The sequence below is a fragment of the Nitrosomonas sp. genome (genome assembly GCA_031316255.1).
Classification (GTDB): Bacteria; Pseudomonadota; Gammaproteobacteria; order Burkholderiales; family Nitrosomonadaceae; genus Nitrosomonas.
Map to the genome: position 1 here is coordinate 332,422 of JALDQW010000001.1, position 18,589 is coordinate 351,010.

Below are 18,589 nucleotides of genomic sequence, written 5' to 3' on the forward strand. Positions count from 1 at the left end.
CGATGGTTTTATTGAGCAATGCTGCTCTGGACTTTTGGTGTAATTTTATACTATGAATGACACAATGACATTTTCCGGTTTGATGACTGGAAATAATCTTAAAGCGCTGGCTGGTCCAGTTTTGATCATCATGATTCTTGGCATGATGGTGCTTCCTCTACCGCCGTTTGTTCTGGATATTTTATTTACATTCAATATTGCACTTGCGGTTATTGTATTAATGGTCAGTCTGTACACCAAGAATCCGCTTGAATTTGCCGTATTTCCGACGGTTTTATTGATAACGACACTGTTGCGTTTGTCTTTAAACGTTGCCTCTACACGAGTTGTATTATTAGAAGGTCACACAGGCCCGGATGCTGCCGGCAAAGTCATCGAAGCTTTCGGACATTTTCTTGTTGGCGGCAATTATGCGGTTGGCCTGGTTGTTTTTATTATTCTTGTAGTGATCAATTTTGTTGTAATTACCAAAGGTGCGGGGCGGATTGCGGAAGTAAGCGCGCGTTTTACCCTTGATGCGATGCCGGGCAAGCAGATGGCGATAGATGCAGATCTGAATGCTGGTCTTATCGGGGAGGAAGAAGCGCGTAATCGTCGTGCCGCTATTTCCAAAGAAGCGGATTTCTTTGGCTCGATGGACGGTGCCAGCAAGTTTGTTCGTGGTGATGCTATTGCAGGTGTTATGGTGATGTTGATTACCATTGTTGGCGGGTTGGTGGTTGGAATGTTGCAGCATGATCTTGACCTGGATACGGCTGCACGAAATTACACGCTGTTGACGATTGGTGATGGACTAGTTGCGCAAATTCCTGCGTTGGTTATCTCAACAGCTGCCGGTTTAGTGGTCAGCCGGGTGACGACCGAGGAGGATCTCAGCGAACAGGTCCTGGGTCAACTCTTCAATCAACCCCAGGTATTAATCATAACAGCGGGTATTCTGGGTGTCATGGGATTGGTGCCCGGTATGCCGCATTTTGTATTTCTGCTACTGGCCAGCATTCTGGGCCTGGGCGCGTATTTTATGATAACGAATGCCGCCGCCAAGGAAGCTGAACAGTCTGTTACCGAAGTTGCACCCGTTACTGAACAACAAGAAGCAAGCTGGAACGATGTGGCGCCCATTGATATGCTGGGTCTGGAAGTTGGTTATCGCCTTATTCCGCTCGTTGACAAGGCGCAACAAGGCGATTTGCTCAAACGGATCAATGGTATTCGCCGCAAATTCGCGCAGGAAATCGGTTTTCTCCCACCGGTTGTCCATATTCGGGATAATCTTGAACTTCGCCCCAACGCGTATCAAATTACACTGAAAGGGTCAGTTATTGGACAGGGTGAGTCGTACAATGGCATGTATCTGGCGATTAATCCCGGTAGAGTAACTATGAAACTGCCTGGCACGGCAACCACGGATCCGGCATTTGGACTGCCTGCAGTCTGGATTGAGGCCTCATTGAAAGAACAGGCACAGGCCAATGGCTATACCGTTGTTGATGCAAGCACCGTCGTCACAACGCATATTAATCATTTGATTCACTCACATGCATCCGAGTTGTTGGGCAGGCAAGAGCTTCAACAGTTACTGGATCATTTAAGCGTTAAAACACCAAAATTAATCGAAGATCTGGTGCCCAAGCTGCTGCCGCTTGCAGTTGTTCAAAAAATTCTGCAAAACCTGCTCGTGGAAAGTGTGCACATACGAGATATGCGCACGATTATCGATGTGCTGACAGAACATGCTGCAACCACACAGGATACCGAGCAATTGACCGCACTCGTGCGCAATGCACTTGGGCGCGCCATTGTTGAACAATTTTTTCCAGCTGGAGCAGAATTGCAAGTCATGAGCATGCACCATGAATTGGAAAATATTCTGATGCAGGTTGTGCAAACAGGTGGTAAAGAAGGTGGCGGCATGGAGCCGGGTCTGGCGGATATGTTGTTGAAAGAAGCAAAAGCGGCAGTTACACAGCAGGAAAAATTGGGACTGCCTGCTGTACTGCTGGTGCCAGGCGCGATTCGCAGCCTGCTTTCGCAGTTTCTGCGCCGTGCAGTGCCGCAGCTTAGAGTTCTTGCACATTCAGAAATACCAGAAACCAGAAAAATCAAAATCACTTCCATTATTGGAGGTCAATCATGAAAGTTAAGCGCTATATAGCCGCAACCTCGCGGGAGGCGCTGCGTAAGGTTAAAGAAGATCTTGGAGCCGAGGCGATTATTCTATCAAACAGGCAGACTCCGGCTGGAGTGGAAATTATGGCGCTGGCCGATACAGATATGTCAAACCTGGTTGATACGCAGCAAACCGACCACTCGAAAGAACAGAATAAAAGCGAACCAGAGCATCGCCATAGTGATCCGGTTGATGATAATCATGTTTATACCGCTCAATCTGCATCAACTGGCACGAATCAGAGATTAACTGAACGCATTCCGGAAAATGTAGTTTCCGAAGAGTTTGTGCACAGCCTGATGAAAGAAATTCATGCAATGAAAAATACGCTTGAAGAGCAATTGGCAACGGTCGCATGGGGAAACACTGCGCAACGTAGTCCAGAAAAAATGAAGATTCTGCGCACTTTACTGAATGTTGGGTTTAGCCCGTTACTGTCGCGCCGATTGGTCGACAAGTTATCGGAAGGATCGAATTATGCACAAAGCATGAAACAGGCAATATCCGCATTAGAATTTAATTTACATGCCGCCCCGGATGATGAAATGATTAAAAAAGGTGGCGTGTACGCGCTGGTCGGTGCCACAGGGGTGGGCAAGACAACGACAATTGCCAAATTAGCGGCAAAATGCGTCATCAGACATGGCGCCGAGAAAGTGGCTTTACTGACAACAGACAGTTACCGGATTGGAGGACATGAACAGTTACGAATCTACGGCCGGTTATTAGGCTTGCCTGTCAGAAATATCCAAGATGCAGATGATTTGCAGCTGACATTATCAGCGCTTAAAAACAAACATATTGTTCTCATTGATACAGTAGGCATGAGCCATCGTGATCAGATGGTGGGCGAACAAATTGCAATGTTGAGTAAAGCTGATGTAGACGTAAAAAAAATGCTGGTTATGAGTGCTGCGTCAAGCGACCGAACTCTGGATGAAATTATCACAGCTTATCGGAAGTACGGCATATACGGATGCATCATCACCAAGCTGGACGAGGCTGCTGGCATGGGTGTTGCGCTGGATGCGGTAATACGGCGCAAATTGGTACTGCACTATGTAACGAATGGTCAGAAAGTGCCAGAGGATATTCATTCAGCCAATCCGCGTTACTTACTTCATCGAATTTTCAGCGCAAAGCCCAGTGATACGGCATTTACGTTACAAGATGCCGAATTTGCACTCATTATGGCAAGAAATAATAACGTGGATGAACCGGACTCAAGAATTTATGCTGGAGTCGGCCATGACTAGATTTTTAAAGGATCAAGCAACTGGTTTGCGCGATTTGATGTCTTTACGGACAAATACCTCGACACGCGTTATCACGGTAACGGGTAGCGCCAAAGGTGTCGGCAAAACAGCAGTGACGATTAATCTGGCATCAGCATTAGCTGAAAAAGGTAAACGCGTTTTGCTGATAGATGAAAATGCTTGTCCGAATAATATTTGCGCCAAGCTCGGGTTAAAAGCTCGCTTTGATCTGATACATGCCATTAATCTGGACAGAAGATTGGATCAGGTAATTTTAAGGGGACCTGAAAATATTTTTGTTTTATCCGCATTGAGGGGGATTCACGCGCTGCCCAAGCTGGATCTGGCGGGTCAGCAAGAGCTTGTTAAAAGCTTTAGTCAACTGTCCGATTCGATCGATGTCATTTTAATTGATACCGCATTGGGCGGAGAGACACATGTTTTACCGCTAAGTCTAGCCTCAGAGCAAGTCATGGTTGTGTTGTCGGGCTCGGTAACTTCGTTAATGGGTTCTTATGCATTGATCAAGATGATGAGCAAGGAATATGCCAAGAAACATTTTCTGGTTTTTGTCAATAAAGCCGATACAGCACCTGCTTCACGCGCTGTTTTCGATAGTTTCTCTCGCATCGTGCACCAGTATCTTTCGGTTTCACTTGAATTCGTTGGTTTCACCGTAATGAGTGAGAAAATGTATCAAGCAAACCGACTTTGCCAACCTGTATTTAATGTTTTTCCGGCATCCGAGGCTGCCAACGATTTCAGGCAACTTGCTGATAATGTGATTTATTCCACTTGCATGGACCATTTTGACGGAGAGGTTGATAGTTTTATGCAGCGACTTATTCACACAAGCCATCTGAGTATGGCTAATTTTACGGTTTAATGATTATGTATACAGCGACTGGAATTAAGAGTAAAGAAGAATTTGTTGATGAATTTGCGCCGCTGGTCAAACGTATTGCTTATCATATGATGGCAAAGCTACCTGCCAGTGTCCAGGTGGATGATCTTATACAAGCAGGGATGATTGGTTTGCTGGATGCAATCAGTCGCTATGAAGGCTCTTATGGTCGACAGTTTGAAAGTTATGCAGCACAACGTATCCGCGGTTCAATACTGGATGAACTGCGCGATGCAGATTGGCTGCCACGCAGTATACGAAAAAAAATGAGACAAATTGAAGCAGCAGTCAATACACTTGAGCAGAAGAATGGTTGTGCGCCCAGTGAACAAGATCTTGCTGAAGAATTGAAAATATCATTGGAAGAATATCGATCAACATTGCAAAGTGCGCGTGGTGCGCAACTCATTTATTATGAGGATTTTCAGCAGGAGGACGAAGAACCCTTCCTGGATCGATTATTTATTGATGAGGAAGGCAATCCTTTAAATACATTAATCGATGAGAACCTAAGAGTACTATTGGTCCAGGCGATCGACAATTTGCCCGAACGTGAAAAAATGGTAATGGGCATGCACTATGAGCAGGAAATGAATCTGCGGGAAATCGGCGAAGTTTTAGGTGTGAGTGAATCACGTGTTTGCCAGCTTCATACTCAGGCAATTGCACGTCTGCGCAGTCGTTTAAGAAATCTCTGAAATGTGAAATCTTTCGCTGATGACTGGCAACGAAATGAATGATAAAGCAAGAATCGATTTTAGCAGTATTGCGGGAATTATCTTTGCATTAGCCGCTATTATGGGCGGCCAGATTTTAGAAGGCGGTCACATCGGTGCATTAATGCAGCTTGCTGCTTTCATTATAGTTATGGGTGGCACGGTAGGCGCCGTTTTATTGCAAAGCCCCGTCAAGATTTTAATGAATGGAATGAAGATGTCCAAGTGGGTGTTCTTTCCACCTAAAAGATATTCGCAGATTTTGATCAAACAATTGGTCAACTGGTCGTACTTGTCGCGTAAAGAAGGCCTCCTGGTACTTGAAAGCCATGCTGAATCTGCAACAGATCCATTGACCAGAAAAGGACTGCAACTACTCGCCGATGGCAGCAAACCAGAAAAGCTTAAGGAAATACTGGAAATTGAAGTTGAAGCGGAGATTTCATATCAGCGGCAATCGGCAAAAATATGGGAGGCAGCGGGAGGTTACGCACCAACCATAGGCATTCTGGGCGCAGTCCTTGGGCTGATTCATGTCATGGAAAACTTGTCTGATCCGAGTCTTCTGGGTAGCGGTATTGCGGTTGCATTTGTAGCGACAATTTATGGCGTCGGCTTGGCCAACCTGTTTTTCCTGCCTGTAGCAAATAAGCTAAAAAGCATTATCAATGAACAGCTTGTAATGCGAGAAATCCTGATTGACGGCCTGGTTGCCATTGCACATGGTGAGAACCCGAGGCTGATAGAAAATCGTTTAATGAGTTACTGCGTGAACGATGAATAGGATTTGTTCGGGTTGATATTTTAAAGTATTGATTACCTGCTATGGCGAGAAAAACGTTCAAAGACGAAGAAGTGCATGAGAATCATGAGCGCTGGTTGGTGTCTTATGCAGACTTTATTACGCTGTTATTTGCATTTTTTGTTGTTATGTATGCAGTTTCCTCCATTAATGAGGGTAAATATAAAATACTGAGCGGTTCTCTAATAACTGCATTTAAAAATACAACCGCCAGTGCTGGCGCCGCCCAGCCAACCCATTTGGAACCCATTATTAAAAAAGAAGAACAACAAGACGGGATGATAAAAATCATTGAAGAGAATAAGATACAACGTATCCAAAAACAGGAAAAAATGCAGTCAATTGCAAAAAGTATTTTGCAGGTATTGGAACCGCTTGTTAGTAACGGTAAAGTTAGAGTTACACAGAGTAACTTGGGAATTACGATAGAAATTAATGCGAGCGTTCTTTTTTCTCCTGGAGAAGCATTATTGTCTGATCACTCCAGTGAAACACTCAGGGCTGTTGCGCAGGTATTAATGAATCATGACCATGAAATCCAAGTCGAAGGGCATACCGATAACCAGCCGATTAATACAACTTTTTTCCCATCCAATTGGGAATTGTCAACTGCCCGGGCGAGCAGTGTAATCAGATTATTTATAGAAAATGGCGTTGATGGACACAGAATGACAGCACTCGGGTATGGAGAAAACCGGCCGGTGGATACCAATGATACAATCGAAGGAAGAATGCGCAATCGGAGAGTATCCATTATGATTATGTCTCATGAATCTGACAAGGTTACCGAGATTCCGGTTAGTCTGAACTAATACTCGCTCAGACAAGCTGCCAGGGTCGATTCATAGGTTTACGCATCGCCAAGCAAACACTGACCGAGTAAAAAAGGAAAAGACTCATACGGTTGTTTCATATATTCCGAACCGAAGTGCCCCTCTCCTGTCATGACAACCAGCGTCCCGCCGAGACCTTGACGCATCAATTCGCCTTGCTCCTGGCCGCAGTCCCAGGGATCGTTGTCTGAGTGGATGAATGTCAATTTGTGGCAATTTGCTTTAATCGCGTCAATGTCAAACCCGGCAGGATACGTTAAATCATATGGCAGTTTGTCGGAAAGCGGTTTGATAAATCCGGCTACAGAAATCGCATGTCTTGCAGTAAAATCCGAACGCGAAAGAAGCCTCAGAATCAACGAACCACCCGCAGAATGACCCACCATTAAATCATAATCGCGACAGCGCGACTTGTTAATGACTTCCTGAACCCAATTATCCAAATCATCAAATCTATCACACTCAGACAACGATGGCGTCCATACGTCAAATCTCTCCCGTTCCAGTGCAGTTTTCAGCCAAGGAATCCAGAAGCTCGATTCTGAGCCGCCAAGTCCATGAAATAATACAGCTGTTTTTTTCATAGGAATTAATTTATGTTGAAAATCAATGAAGTAGATTAGCACAAGTTGAATAAAATTGACATTGTCATTTAACATGCATTCAACCAAATGCTGTATGATTCGGCAATTCCTAGAGATTTGTATTATGGCCAGTCTTTGCGCAGCAGAGATCAATGGAAGTGTTTTGCCATTCTGCCGTTGAATCTCGAGGAGTAGTATTTGGAGTTCAATCTTTTTACGTAAAGGTTGGTTTATGAAATACCCAGAGCAGGCTATAATAAAAATTTTGCGTATAAATTCATGAAACGCTTTCTTCCCTTATTGATATTTCTGGCCATATTACTGCCATTCATACCAGCACAAGTGTTAGCGCAACAACCTTCAATATCGATTGCTGCCAAGGCATATATGTTATCGGATTATCAATCCGGTCAGATATTGGCCAGCCAGAATGTACATGAACGTGTTGAACCGGCATCTTTGACCAAATTGATGACGGCCTATATTGTTTTTTCTGCACTTAAACAAAACAGTATACAACTGAATCAGGCTGTCCCGGTTTCGGAAAAAGCCTGGCGCATGATCGGGTCACGCATGTTTATTGAGCCAAATAAAGAAGTAACCGTTAATGAATTGATTCGTGGAATGATCGTGCAGTCCGGTAATGATGCCTGCATAGCATTGGCGGAAATTATAGCCGGTTCCGAGGAAATATTTGTGCAAATGATGAACCAGGAAGCATTGCGACTCGGCATGAAAAATACGCATTTTATGAACACGACGGGCCTGCCTGATCCCAATCATTATACTTCCGTTCATGATTTGACATTGCTCGCAGCGGCAATCATTCGCGATTTCCCGGAATACTATCCGCTGTATTCACTTAAGGAATATACCTACAATAGTATTACCCAGCCAAACCGTAACCGCTTGTTATGGCTGGATCCGCATGTTGACGGAATGAAAACCGGATGGACAAAATCTGCCGGATATTGCCTGATCACATCGGCCAAACGTGACAAAAGACGCCTGATCTCAGTCGTTATGGGCGCCAAGTCTGCAAATGCGCGGAGTATGGAAAGCCAGCGCTTATTAAATTATGGTTTCCAGTTTTACGATACCGTGCATTTATACAAAAAAGGTGAAGTCCTGACATCGATCGAACTGTGGAAGGGATCTCAGGATATGTTAAAAGCAGGCTTTAACAGTGATGTGTACTTCTCAATTCCAAAAGGACAGGCGGACAATCTCAAGGCAACAATGGAATATAAACAGCCTTTGATTGCACCGGTCAGTGCAGGTCAGGAAGTAGGAACAGTCAAATTCACCTTGAATGGTCAGCTGGTAGAAAGTTATCCTTTGGTTGCGCTGGAAGATGTGAGCCTGGGAAATTTTTTTGGCCGCGCGTGGGACAGCTTCATGCTGCTTTTTAATTAGAACGCTATCCATATGATATTTCTGAACGGGCAATTTATGCCAATCGAAAAAGCCTGTATTTCTGTATTGGACAGAGGCTTTATTTTTGGTGATGGCGTTTACGAAGTAATCCCCGTCTATTCACGCAGACCTTTCCGATTGACAGAACATTTGCATCGCCTGCAACATAGCCTTGACGGTATTCGATTGAAAAACCCGTATACAAATGACAAATGGGGCGATCTCATCGAACAGGTTATTGCCAAGAATGATGGCGAAGACCAGTCCGTTTATCTGCATATCACCCGAGGCGTGGCCAAGCGCGACCACGCTTTTCCGCCAGTGCCGCCAACGATTTTTATGATGAGTAATCCATTGCTGCCGCCATCACCGGAATTACTGGAAAATGGCGCTGCGGCAGTTACTGCCAGCGATAATCGCTGGGTGCGTTGTGATATTAAATCCATCTCGCTGCTGCCAAATGTGTTGTTGCGGCAAATTGCTGTGGACGCTGACGCTTCAGAGACGATTCTGATCAGGGACGGTTACCTGACCGAAGGCTCGGCAAGCAATATTTTTATTGTGAAGGATCAGGTGTTACTTGCCCCGCCCAAAAGTCATCTAATGCTGCCTGGAATTACCTACGATGTTGTGCTTGAACTGGCTGCCAACAATAATGTCATTTATGAAGTAAGGGAAATCACTGAAGACGAAATGTTTGCCGCAGAAGAAATCATGCTGACTTCTTCAACCCGGGAAGTTATGCCGGTAACGCGTTTAAATGACAAGCCGGTCGGCACAGGCAGGCCCGGTGCAAAATTTACGCTATTACACCAGCTTTATCAGCAATATAAAGCAACGCATATGCGTGGCGGCGTAGTCAGTTAACCGCTTCACATTTGATAATTTTAAGCAGCAGTTCCATGACATGTCTGAAGATTCTTTAATTGAATACCCGTGTGATTTCCCGATTAAGATCATGGGCAAAGCTGAACAGGATTTTACTGAAGTCGCGTTGACGATCGTAAAACACCATGCGCCGGATTTTGATGAAAAAACCATGGAGATTCGTTCGAGCAAAGGCGGGAATTATCTCAGTATTACCTGCACGATTCGCGCGACTTCGCGTCGTCAACTGGATGACCTCTATCGGGCGTTAACGGGACATCCGAAAGTATCGGTTGTGCTTTGATGGCAGGTAAATCATATTTTGCAGCTGAATGATCATGATGCGTTGAGTCACCGGTTTATAATCAGGCAATTGGGTACGGTCAATTATCAATCCGCATGGCAGTCAATGAAGGATTTTACCGACAAGCGGACATCGCAGACAGTTGACGAAATATGGCTGCTACAGCATCCGGCAGTTTATACGCAAGGCATTGCCGGCAAGCCAGAACATTTATTGGTTAGCAATGAGCTACCCGTGATAAAGTCGGACCGCGGTGGTCAAATTACCTACCATGGCCCGGGACAGCTTATTGCCTACCTGCTTTTGGATATTCGGCGTTTGAAACTGGGCGTGCGTGAACTGGTCAGGCGCATGGAAAACGCTGTGATCGCGTTGCTGGACGAATATCATGTCAAAGCGCACGGTCGTGTTGATGCACCAGGTGTTTATGTGGGCAATGCAAAAATCGCTTCACTTGGCTTGAAAATAAAAAGAAACTTCTGTTATCACGGTGTTGCATTGAATATCGACATGGATTTGCGGCCATTTTCGGCAATCAATCCCTGTGGTTACGCCGGATTGCAGGTGACACAGACCAAAGATCTGGGAATTGCGGATGGACTGGAAGTACTCGGCCTTAAATTGTCGGATCATTTGCAAAAGGAACTGGTTGTTAACATTCCAAATTAAAGAAAGGAAATAAATCTTTACTATGACTTCAGAAATACGCCAGAAAGGCGCAGACAAAACAGCACGTAATCCTGTCAAAATCGATCCGCAAACGCGAGCAGACATTTTGCGCAAGCCTTCCTGGATTCGCGTGCGGTCTTCAAACAGCCAGGCATTTTATGAGGTCAAACGCATTCTTCGGGAGAAAAAGCTGCACACCGTTTGCGAAGAGGCCTCTTGTCCCAACATCGGAGAATGTTTTGGCAAAGGAACAGCGACCTTCATGATTCTGGGCGATTTGTGTACGCGGCGTTGTCCGTTCTGCGATGTGGCGCATGGCAGGCCAAAGCCGCCGGATCCTGAAGAACCCCTGCATCTGGCGCAATCGATTGCGGCGATGAGGCTCAGATATGTCGTCATAACCAGCGTTGACCGGGATGATCTACGCGATGGCGGTGCACAGCATTTTGCGGATTGCATACGCGAAATACGTCAGCATGCGCCGCAGACGAAAATTGAAATACTGGTGCCGGATTTCAGGGGCAGATTGGACGTTGCGCTTGAAAAGCTCGCCAGTTGCCCGCCGGATGTGTTGAATCATAACCTGGAAACCGTTCCGCGGCTTTATAAGCAATGCCGTCCCGGTGCGGATTACACCCATTCGCTCAAGCTTTTGCAGGATTTTAAAAAGCGGTTTCCTGAAATTCCGACAAAATCCGGATTGATGGTAGGGCTTGGTGAAACTGACGAAGAAATTCTGGGTGTTATGCAGGATTTACGAGCGCACCAAGTCGAGATGCTGACTATTGGGCAATATCTGCAGCCGAGTATCGGCCATTTGCCGGTCTTGCGTTACGTTACCCCGAAAGGATTCAAGGAATTTGAACAGGCGGCAACCGATATGGGCTTTACCCATGCAGCATGCGGTCCGATGGTGCGTTCCAGTTATCATGCCGACCAACAGGCGCATGAGGCGGGTGTGGTCTGAGATCATTGTTTGACAACATATTTTTCTATTTTACAAGCGCTGGATATTTACGACAATTGATTTCTTCCAATAACCTTGCTATCCTAAAAAGTCATAATTAATGGGAAACTAGGGTTCCGGCCTTGTCAATTTAAAAGTTTTGAATGAATTAAATTGATGGGGTGGCTGGTTCGAGAGTTTCCGGTCTCGTCAATTTTATCTACCTAGATAACGAGATTCCACGGAGGGATAAAAGCCCGGGAGATAAACGTATGCATACGTGCATGCATATTTTCTCGGTCTGTGCCCGGGCTTTATATCCGTTGAATAGGAGTCATCGTTATGTCTGTTTCATCGCAAAAGAACCTTTTACCAACTGACGAAGCACAAGCTGCGGCGGGAACACTCAACCGCAGCATGAGTGTCTGGAATAGCTTCACCATGGGGTTTGCGGTCGTGTCGCCCGTAGTCGGTCTTTATGCCATTATGGGCGTGCAAACCGTAGTTACGGGTGGCGGCTGGTTTGCGGCTCTGATTATTTGTCTGGTCATGCAGTTACTGGTGGCGACGGTTTATGCCGAACTCTCTTCGCAGTATCCGATTGCGGGCGGCGCCTATAAATGGGCGCGGCAACTGGGCGGTGTAACGACAGGGAAATACGCAGGCGTTATTTACGTCAGTTCGACGATTGCCATGTTAACCACAACGGCGTATACCGGCGGGATCTGGCTGGCGACCTTCTGGGGCGCGCTTGATGGCAGCGGGTCATCGATGGTGTTCTGGGGCGCGGTTTTTCTATTGCTCTGCATGCTGCTCAATCTGGCGCATGTCAATCTGTTCAAGACGTTGATCGCGATGGGTGTTTATGCCGAGATCGTAGGCTCATTCGGTATTGCCCTGTTGTTATTCTTCTTTTTCCGCCAGCACGGTTTTTCGGAGTTGTTTCAACATATGGGAACCGGCACTGCACCCACAGAAACAGCGGCTTTTCTTGCCGCGCTGGCTATTGCGGGATGGGCATTTATCGGTTTTGACGCGTGTTCCACGACAGCCGAGGAAACGCACCAACCCAAGCGCATGGTGCCGCGCGCCATATTTCTTGCCTTGAGTGCCGTTGGCGCTGTCGTATTATTCAATTCAGCGGCTTTGATTCTGGCTTTTGATCATAATGCGTTGGCTAATGCCAGTAAAACGGCTGATCCGGTGACGCCGCTGATCGCAAGCAGTTTTGGAGACTGGGTTGAAAAACCCTTTTCCGGAATTGTGATGATCGCTTTTCTGGCCTGTGGCGCATCTGTCGTTAAATACACGTCACGTATCGTTTTCTCGATGGCGCGTGAAGGCAATATGCCCGCCATGCTGAGCACCGTTACCGCCGACAGGACGCCGCGTAATGCCATTCTTTTTACTGTCACGCTGTCCAGTCTGGGTTTGCTGCTCGGACTTAACGATGGCGCGGTTGCAACAGTGATTGCCTTTGGAACGGGCGGACTTTACGCCATGTTTGCGATGACGACGGGGGTTGCTCTGTTCGCAAGGCTCAGTGGACGATGGGATCCATCGTTGGGTGAACTCAAACTCGGTGCATGGGGGCTGGTGATTAATACCGTGGCTTTTGTCTGGTCGGTATTTGAATTGATCAATATCGCATGGCCGCGCACTTATGCGGTTTCACCGGATGCGCCCTGGTGGCAGTTGTGGGCGATACCGTTGGTGCTGGGCGGCATTCTGGGCATCACGACGTTATACCTTCTGATTCAGAAGGTGCGCTGTAATTAAATTCGAAAGTACATAAACTTCATAGCTTTGCTTATGAGTCAGAAGAACACTCTGATTTCCAGGCATTTCATTGACATTCAATTAGGAGTCAACAATGGATCAACATCAACATAGTGTATGGCAAGAAACCATTCCGGGCGGCTGCCACTGGTCCGGCATTGTGCGCCGGGGAATGACGTTGCGTTTGACGGATATTAATGGCGGCGCAAACGCGGCGGTACTGTTTTATAACCAGGAAGAAAAACTGGAACGCTATAACATGGCCGATACACTCAAGTCGCAGCATACTTTTTATTTAACCAGGGGTCATGCCTGCCATTCCGATATGGGAAGGATATTCTGCTGTATCACCGAAGATACGGCGGGCTGGCATGATACTGTCTGCGGTTTGAGCGATGCGGAATTGATACGGGAAAAATATGGCGTTGCGCGCTATCAGCAACATCGCAATAACATGTATCGCAACGGACTTGACAACCTATTGATCGAATTGGGCAAGTGGGGGCTGGGACGCCGTGATATCGTGTCCAACATTAATTTTTTCAGCAAAGTGACCGCCGATGCAGCAGGCGAGTTGGCTTTCCACTCAGGCCACAGCACAACAGGCGATTTTATCGATCTGACATTCGAGATGAATACGCTGATGGTGCTCTCAACCGCACCGCATCCGTTGGATCCGGCTGAGTCCTATCAGCCGGGTTCGGTCAGTCTGGCATTGTTTGCAAAACCGGCCGGTGCAGCAACTGAATGTATGCAAATCGCCGAAAACCAGCGGGCGAGTCAAAATACCCAACGGTTTTACGCATGCTGCGGAGGTGATGCATGAATGCGCATAACCAATTACACGGTTTAACTGAAAGTGGGTTGGATCCCGCAGATGCTGTTGTGGATGAAATCTGTTCGGCAGGCGAACCCTGGGTCAAACGGGTGAATGCCGGGCAGGTCTTGCGAATTGTGGATCTGGAAGGCAACCAGGCTGTCGATACGCTTTTTTTCAATGCGCATGACGCGTTGGAGCGCTACAGTGTCACCGATACCCTACGCCGTCAGCACAAAATTTATCTGACAACGGGCAGCAGACTTTTTTCCAATTTCGGTAATGTCATGTTGACGCTAGTTGCAGATACGTGCGGGCGGCATGACACACTGGGCGGCGCTTGTGCGGCGGAAAGCAATACGGTGCGTTACGCGCTGGAAAAATATCCCATGCACAATTGCCGTGATAATTTCCTGCACGCGCTGGCGCATGACCCGCAGTGCGGGCAGCTCGGCATGAACAAGCGTGATTTGCCGAGCAATATCAATTTTTTCATGAATGTTCCGGTCACCGAAGCGGGAGAACTCGAATTTGATGACGGCATTTCTGCGCCCGGCAAGTATGTTGAAATGCGTGCCGAAATGGACGTCATGGTGCTGATATCAAATTGTCCGCAACTGAATAACCCGTGTAATGCCTATAACCCGACGCCGGTGCGCCTGTTGATCTGGAATTGATCGAATTTCAGTGGTCTACAGCGAGAAAAGTGAATCGAGGAGCAGATGATGTTTGAAAAGATTTTAATCGCCAATCGCGGCGCGATTGCCTGCCGGATTATACGCACCCTGCGTCGTATCGGAATTAACAGTGTGGCGGTTTATACTGAGGCGGATGCAATGTCTCGTCATGTGAGCGAGGCCGATGAAGCGTATTGCATCGGCGACGGCCCGGCGGCCGACAGCTATTTGCGTGCCGACAAAATACTGGCTGTGGCGCAACAGGCGAAAGTTCAGGCTGTCCACCCCGGTTACGGTTTCTTGAGTGAAAATGCGGATTTTGCCGATCAGTGTGCGCTGCAACATATTCGCTTTATCGGGCCTACCGCGCAACAGATGCGCGTTTTCGGACTCAAGCATACCGCCCGTGAGCTGGCACTGGAAAACAAAGTGCCGTTGTTGCCGGGAACCGGATTGTTAAGCGGTTTGGATGAAGCGTTGCATGCCGCGGCGCATATCGGTTATCCGGTGATGCTGAAGAGCACCGCCGGTGGCGGCGGCATTGGCATGCGGTTATGCTGGAACACGCAAGAATTAACCGATGCTTACGATGCTGTTAAATTTCTGGCGCAACAGAACTTCAGCGATGCGGGTGTTTTCCTGGAGAAGTATATCGAAAATGCGCGGCATATCGAGGTACAGATTTTTGGCGACGGCAAGGGCAAGGTCATCGCACTTGGCGAACGCGACTGTTCCATGCAGCGGCGTAATCAGAAAGTCGTTGAAGAAACGCCGGCGGCCAACCTGACAACGCAATTACGGAATGCATTGAGTGAAGCGGCGGTTCGTCTGGGTGAATCCGTTCACTATCAATCTGCCGGCACCGTAGAATATATTGTCGATGCGGCCAGCGGCGAATTCTACTTTCTTGAGGTGAATACCCGTCTTCAGGTGGAACATGGGATTACCGAAGCGGTTACCGGGATTGATCTGGTTGAATGGATGGTGCGTCAGGCTTCGGGAGATTTACCGCCGCTTGATTCGTTTGAAATAAAACCGACAGGGTCAGCAATTCAGGTGCGTATTTACGCTGAAAATCCCGCCCAGGATTTTCAACCGTCAAGCGGCATGCTGACCGCCGTGCGGTTTCCGTCTAACGTGCGTATTGAAACCTGGGTAGACAGCGGCACTGAAGTGACGCCGTATTACGACCCGATGCTGGCGAAAATCATCGTGCATGAATCCACCCGCGAGCAGGCGATTACCGCTTTGTCACAAGCGCTCGATAATACTGCTTTACACGGGATTGAAACCAACCTGGATTATCTTCGGCAAATAATCGGCAGCACTGCATTTTATGAAGGGCGCTACGGCACGCGTTATTTAAACGGTTTTCACTATCATGCGCAGTCCGTCGATGTTCTCAGTCCGGGTGTGCAAACGACGGTACAGGACTATCCCGGCCGGCTGGGTTACTGGCATATCGGCGTGCCGCCTTCAGGCCCGATGGACGCGCTCGCTTTTCGGCTGGCGAACCGCCTGGTGAATAATACGGAAGATCGGGCCGGACTTGAAATAACATTCTCCGGCCCGACGCTCAGGTTTAACTGCGACAGTGTCATCGCAATCACCGGTGCGCCTGTTGCGGTGCAGCTTGATGGTGAAGCCTTGCCGCTTTGGCGGTCACATGCAGTTAAAGCCGGGGCGGTGCTGCAGTTTGGAAAAACCACAGCGCATGGTTGCCGTACTTATCTTGCAGTGCAGGGCGGGATTCAGGTTGCTGAATACCTGGGCAGTCAATCCACTTTTACATTGGGACAGTTTGGCGGGCATGCCGGACGCGCATTGCGTAGCGGCGATGTGTTGCACATTCAGGAAACGCATCATCATAAACAGCGTTTGCTGACGCAGGATAGTCATCCGTTTTATACAGATCGCTGGGAAATCGGTGTTTTATACGGTCCGCACGGTGCGCCGGATTTTTTTACCGATGAAGATATCCAGATGTTTTTTAACACCGAATGGACCGTGCATCATAATTCCAATCGTACCGGCGTGCGATTACTGGGACCGAAGCCGCAATGGGCGCGCAGCGATGGCGGTGAGGCCGGTTTGCATCCCTCCAATATTCATGACAATGCGTATGCGATTGGCGCAGTCGATTTTACCGGCGATATGCCGGTCATTCTGGGACCGGATGGTCCGAGTCTGGGCGGTTTTGTTTGTCCCGCAACCGTGGCCCATGCCGAATTATGGAAGCTGGGGCAATTGAAACCGGGTGATACGATACATTTTATTCCGCTGTCGATAAAACAGGCGGCGGCTATGGAACAAAATCTGAATACCGCCATTGAACAGCTGCGCTTCCCGGAAAATACGGCGGAACCAATCACATCGTTTTTACCGGACAACCCCGTGCTGCACAGGATCGAAGGGCATGGGCATACGCCCGAAGTGGTTTACCGTCAGGCAGGCGACAAATACCTGTTGATTGAATATGGGCCTGTGGAGCTTGATTTCAATCTGAGACTGCGTGCACATGTGATGATGAACTGCATACAGCGTGCGCGGGATGCTGGCGTTCTCAAAGGCATCGTCGATTTGACGCCGGGGATACGATCGCTTCAGATTCACTTTGATTCACACGCCTTGCCGCGCGAACGGCTGCTCGACTTCTTGATTAGCACTGAAGCGGAATTGCCTGCGATTGAGGAAGTGGAAGTGCCCGCACGGATCGTGCATCTGCCGTTATCGTGGGACGATAGCGCTACAAGGCAGGCGATTGATAAGTATATGCAATCCGTCCGCAAAGATGCGCCCTGGTGTCCGAGTAATATCGAATTCATTCGCCGCATCAACGGCCTGGACAGTGTCGAGGATGTGCAACGCATCGTGTTTGAAGCGAGTTATCTGGTGCTGGGTCTGGGCGATGTCTACCTTGGCGCGCCGGTCGCAACACCGATTGACCCGCGCCATCGTCTGGTCACGACAAAATATAACCCGGCAAGAACCTGGACGCCGGAAAACGCCGTCGGCATCGGCGGCGCCTATTTATGCATATATGGCATGGAGGGGCCAGGCGGGTATCAATTCGTTGGCCGCACGGTGCAAATGTGGAATCGGTATCGTCAGACAATTGATTTTAAGCACGGAAAGCCGTGGTTGCTGCACTTTTTCGATCAAATCCGCTTTTATCCAGTCAGTGAAAACGAGCTTTTGCAGTTGCGTAAAGACTTTATCAGTGGAAAATTCAGGTTGAGAATTGAAGAAACGACGTTCAGTTTGAAACACTACAACCAGTTCCTGCAGGAAAACAGCGCATCCATCCAGGCGTTCAAGGTTAATCAGCAGGCTGCATTTGAAGCGGAGCGCGACCGTTGGCGGCAAAACGGTCAGCAGGCGTATTCGAACGAAGACATGCTCGATGACGCGGATGCGCAAAGCGAACTGGATTTACCTGAAGGCACGCACGTCGTAGCATCACATATTACGGGAACTGTCTGGAAAATACTCGCTCAGGAAGGACAGCAAGTAACACCAGGTACGCCGCTGATCGTGATTGAATCGATGAAAATGGAATTTACCGTTGAAGCCTGCGCAGATGGCACAGTCCAGCAAATTTTTTGTCAGGAAGGCGCCTATGTGACAACGGGGCAGATGCTGGCGATTATTTCAGTTGAGTAGGTATTGTTATGTGTGAAAGTTTGAGTTTAAACCTGTGTATTCAAAAAGAGAACTGAGCATGTACTTGTACTGACAATCAGCATGGCATGTTGAAATAACCGCTAACGACCAAAACCGAGCAGTCACTATTTTCAATAATTCACTAATAATCTGGATTTGTTATGATGGAAGCCGAATTGACGAGTT

General features: G+C 47.8%; 16 protein-coding genes and 1 riboswitch. Of the genes, 15 read left to right on the forward strand and 1 reads right to left on the reverse strand.

Going from position 1 to position 18,589, the window contains the following annotated elements; genetic code table 11:
- Nucleotides 1-52 precede the first annotated feature (52 nt).
- From flhA to motD, 6 genes are read left to right on the forward strand one after another with little or no spacing between them, the layout of a single operon-like run.
- The gene (gene flhA, locus MRK00_01610; protein MDR4516083.1) at nt 53-2,137 is read left to right on the forward strand and encodes a flagellar biosynthesis protein FlhA; all 2,085 of its coding nucleotides are present in this window, start codon (nt 53-55) and stop codon (nt 2,135-2,137) included.
- Complete coding sequence (flhF, locus tag MRK00_01615) at nt 2,134-3,426, forward strand: flagellar biosynthesis protein FlhF (protein MDR4516084.1); 1,293 nt, start codon at nt 2,134-2,136, stop codon at nt 3,424-3,426. Before flhA ends, flhF begins: the two co-directional genes overlap by 4 nt.
- Nucleotides 3,419-4,312, forward strand: a complete 894-nt coding sequence (locus MRK00_01620; GenBank protein MDR4516085.1) for an AAA family ATPase — start codon at nt 3,419-3,421, stop codon at nt 4,310-4,312. The genes flhF and MRK00_01620 overlap by 8 nt, the downstream gene beginning before the upstream one ends.
- A gap of 5 nt (nt 4,313-4,317) precedes the next feature.
- The gene (locus MRK00_01625) at nt 4,318-5,028 is read left to right on the forward strand and encodes an RNA polymerase sigma factor FliA (GenBank protein MDR4516086.1); all 711 of its coding nucleotides are present in this window, start codon (nt 4,318-4,320) and stop codon (nt 5,026-5,028) included.
- A gap of 34 nt (nt 5,029-5,062) precedes the next feature.
- Nucleotides 5,063-5,830: a flagellar motor protein gene (locus MRK00_01630; protein MDR4516087.1), complete on the forward strand. Its 768-nt coding sequence runs from the start codon at nt 5,063-5,065 to the stop codon at nt 5,828-5,830.
- A gap of 41 nt (nt 5,831-5,871) precedes the next feature.
- Nucleotides 5,872-6,660, forward strand: coding sequence for a flagellar motor protein MotD (gene motD, locus MRK00_01635; GenBank protein ID MDR4516088.1), 789 nt, complete (start codon nt 5,872-5,874; stop codon nt 6,658-6,660).
- 38 nt (nt 6,661-6,698) lie between these two features.
- Here the strand turns inward: motD and MRK00_01640 are convergent, their stop codons facing one another.
- The gene (locus tag MRK00_01640) at nt 6,699-7,265 is read right to left on the reverse strand and encodes an alpha/beta fold hydrolase (protein MDR4516089.1); all 567 of its coding nucleotides are present in this window, start codon (nt 7,263-7,265) and stop codon (nt 6,699-6,701) included.
- Between the two features lie 279 nt (nt 7,266-7,544).
- On the opposite strand from MRK00_01640, the gene MRK00_01645 reads away from it, so the two are divergent.
- From MRK00_01645 to uca, 9 genes are all read left to right on the forward strand, one after another.
- Nucleotides 7,545-8,681 (forward strand): D-alanyl-D-alanine carboxypeptidase, encoded by a 1,137-nt coding sequence (locus MRK00_01645; GenBank protein MDR4516090.1) that lies wholly within the window; start codon nt 7,545-7,547, stop codon nt 8,679-8,681.
- Between the two features lie 12 nt (nt 8,682-8,693).
- Nucleotides 8,694-9,548 carry a D-amino acid aminotransferase gene (locus tag MRK00_01650; protein MDR4516091.1) on the forward strand — a complete coding sequence of 285 codons (855 nt, stop codon included), beginning with the start codon at nt 8,694-8,696 and terminating at the stop codon, nt 9,546-9,548.
- Nucleotides 9,549-9,588: 40 nt separating this feature from the next.
- On the forward strand, nt 9,589-9,852 hold the full coding sequence (locus MRK00_01655; GenBank protein MDR4516092.1) for a DUF493 family protein: 264 nt from the start codon (nt 9,589-9,591) through the stop codon (nt 9,850-9,852).
- Between the two features lie 105 nt (nt 9,853-9,957).
- The gene (lipB, locus tag MRK00_01660; GenBank protein ID MDR4516093.1) at nt 9,958-10,521 is read left to right on the forward strand and encodes a lipoyl(octanoyl) transferase LipB; all 564 of its coding nucleotides are present in this window, start codon (nt 9,958-9,960) and stop codon (nt 10,519-10,521) included.
- A gap of 22 nt (nt 10,522-10,543) precedes the next feature.
- Entirely contained in the window at nt 10,544-11,488 is a 945-nt protein-coding gene (gene lipA / locus MRK00_01665) for a lipoyl synthase (protein MDR4516094.1), read from the forward strand.
- Nucleotides 11,489-11,585: 97 nt separating this feature from the next.
- Nucleotides 11,586-11,733: riboswitch (guanidine-I (ykkC/yxkD leader) on the forward strand.
- A 76-nt stretch (nt 11,734-11,809) separates the two neighbouring features.
- Nucleotides 11,810-13,246, forward strand: coding sequence for an APC family permease (locus tag MRK00_01670; protein ID MDR4516095.1), 1,437 nt, complete (start codon nt 11,810-11,812; stop codon nt 13,244-13,246).
- A 94-nt stretch (nt 13,247-13,340) separates the two neighbouring features.
- Entirely contained in the window at nt 13,341-14,072 is a 732-nt protein-coding gene (locus tag MRK00_01675; protein ID MDR4516096.1) for an urea carboxylase-associated family protein, read from the forward strand.
- Complete coding sequence (locus MRK00_01680; protein MDR4516097.1) at nt 14,069-14,740, forward strand: urea carboxylase-associated family protein; 672 nt, start codon at nt 14,069-14,071, stop codon at nt 14,738-14,740. Before MRK00_01675 ends, MRK00_01680 begins: the two co-directional genes overlap by 4 nt.
- 48 nt (nt 14,741-14,788) lie before the next feature.
- Entirely contained in the window at nt 14,789-18,403 is a 3,615-nt protein-coding gene (uca, locus tag MRK00_01685; protein MDR4516098.1) for an urea carboxylase, read from the forward strand.
- Nucleotides 18,404-18,589 lie beyond the last annotated feature (186 nt).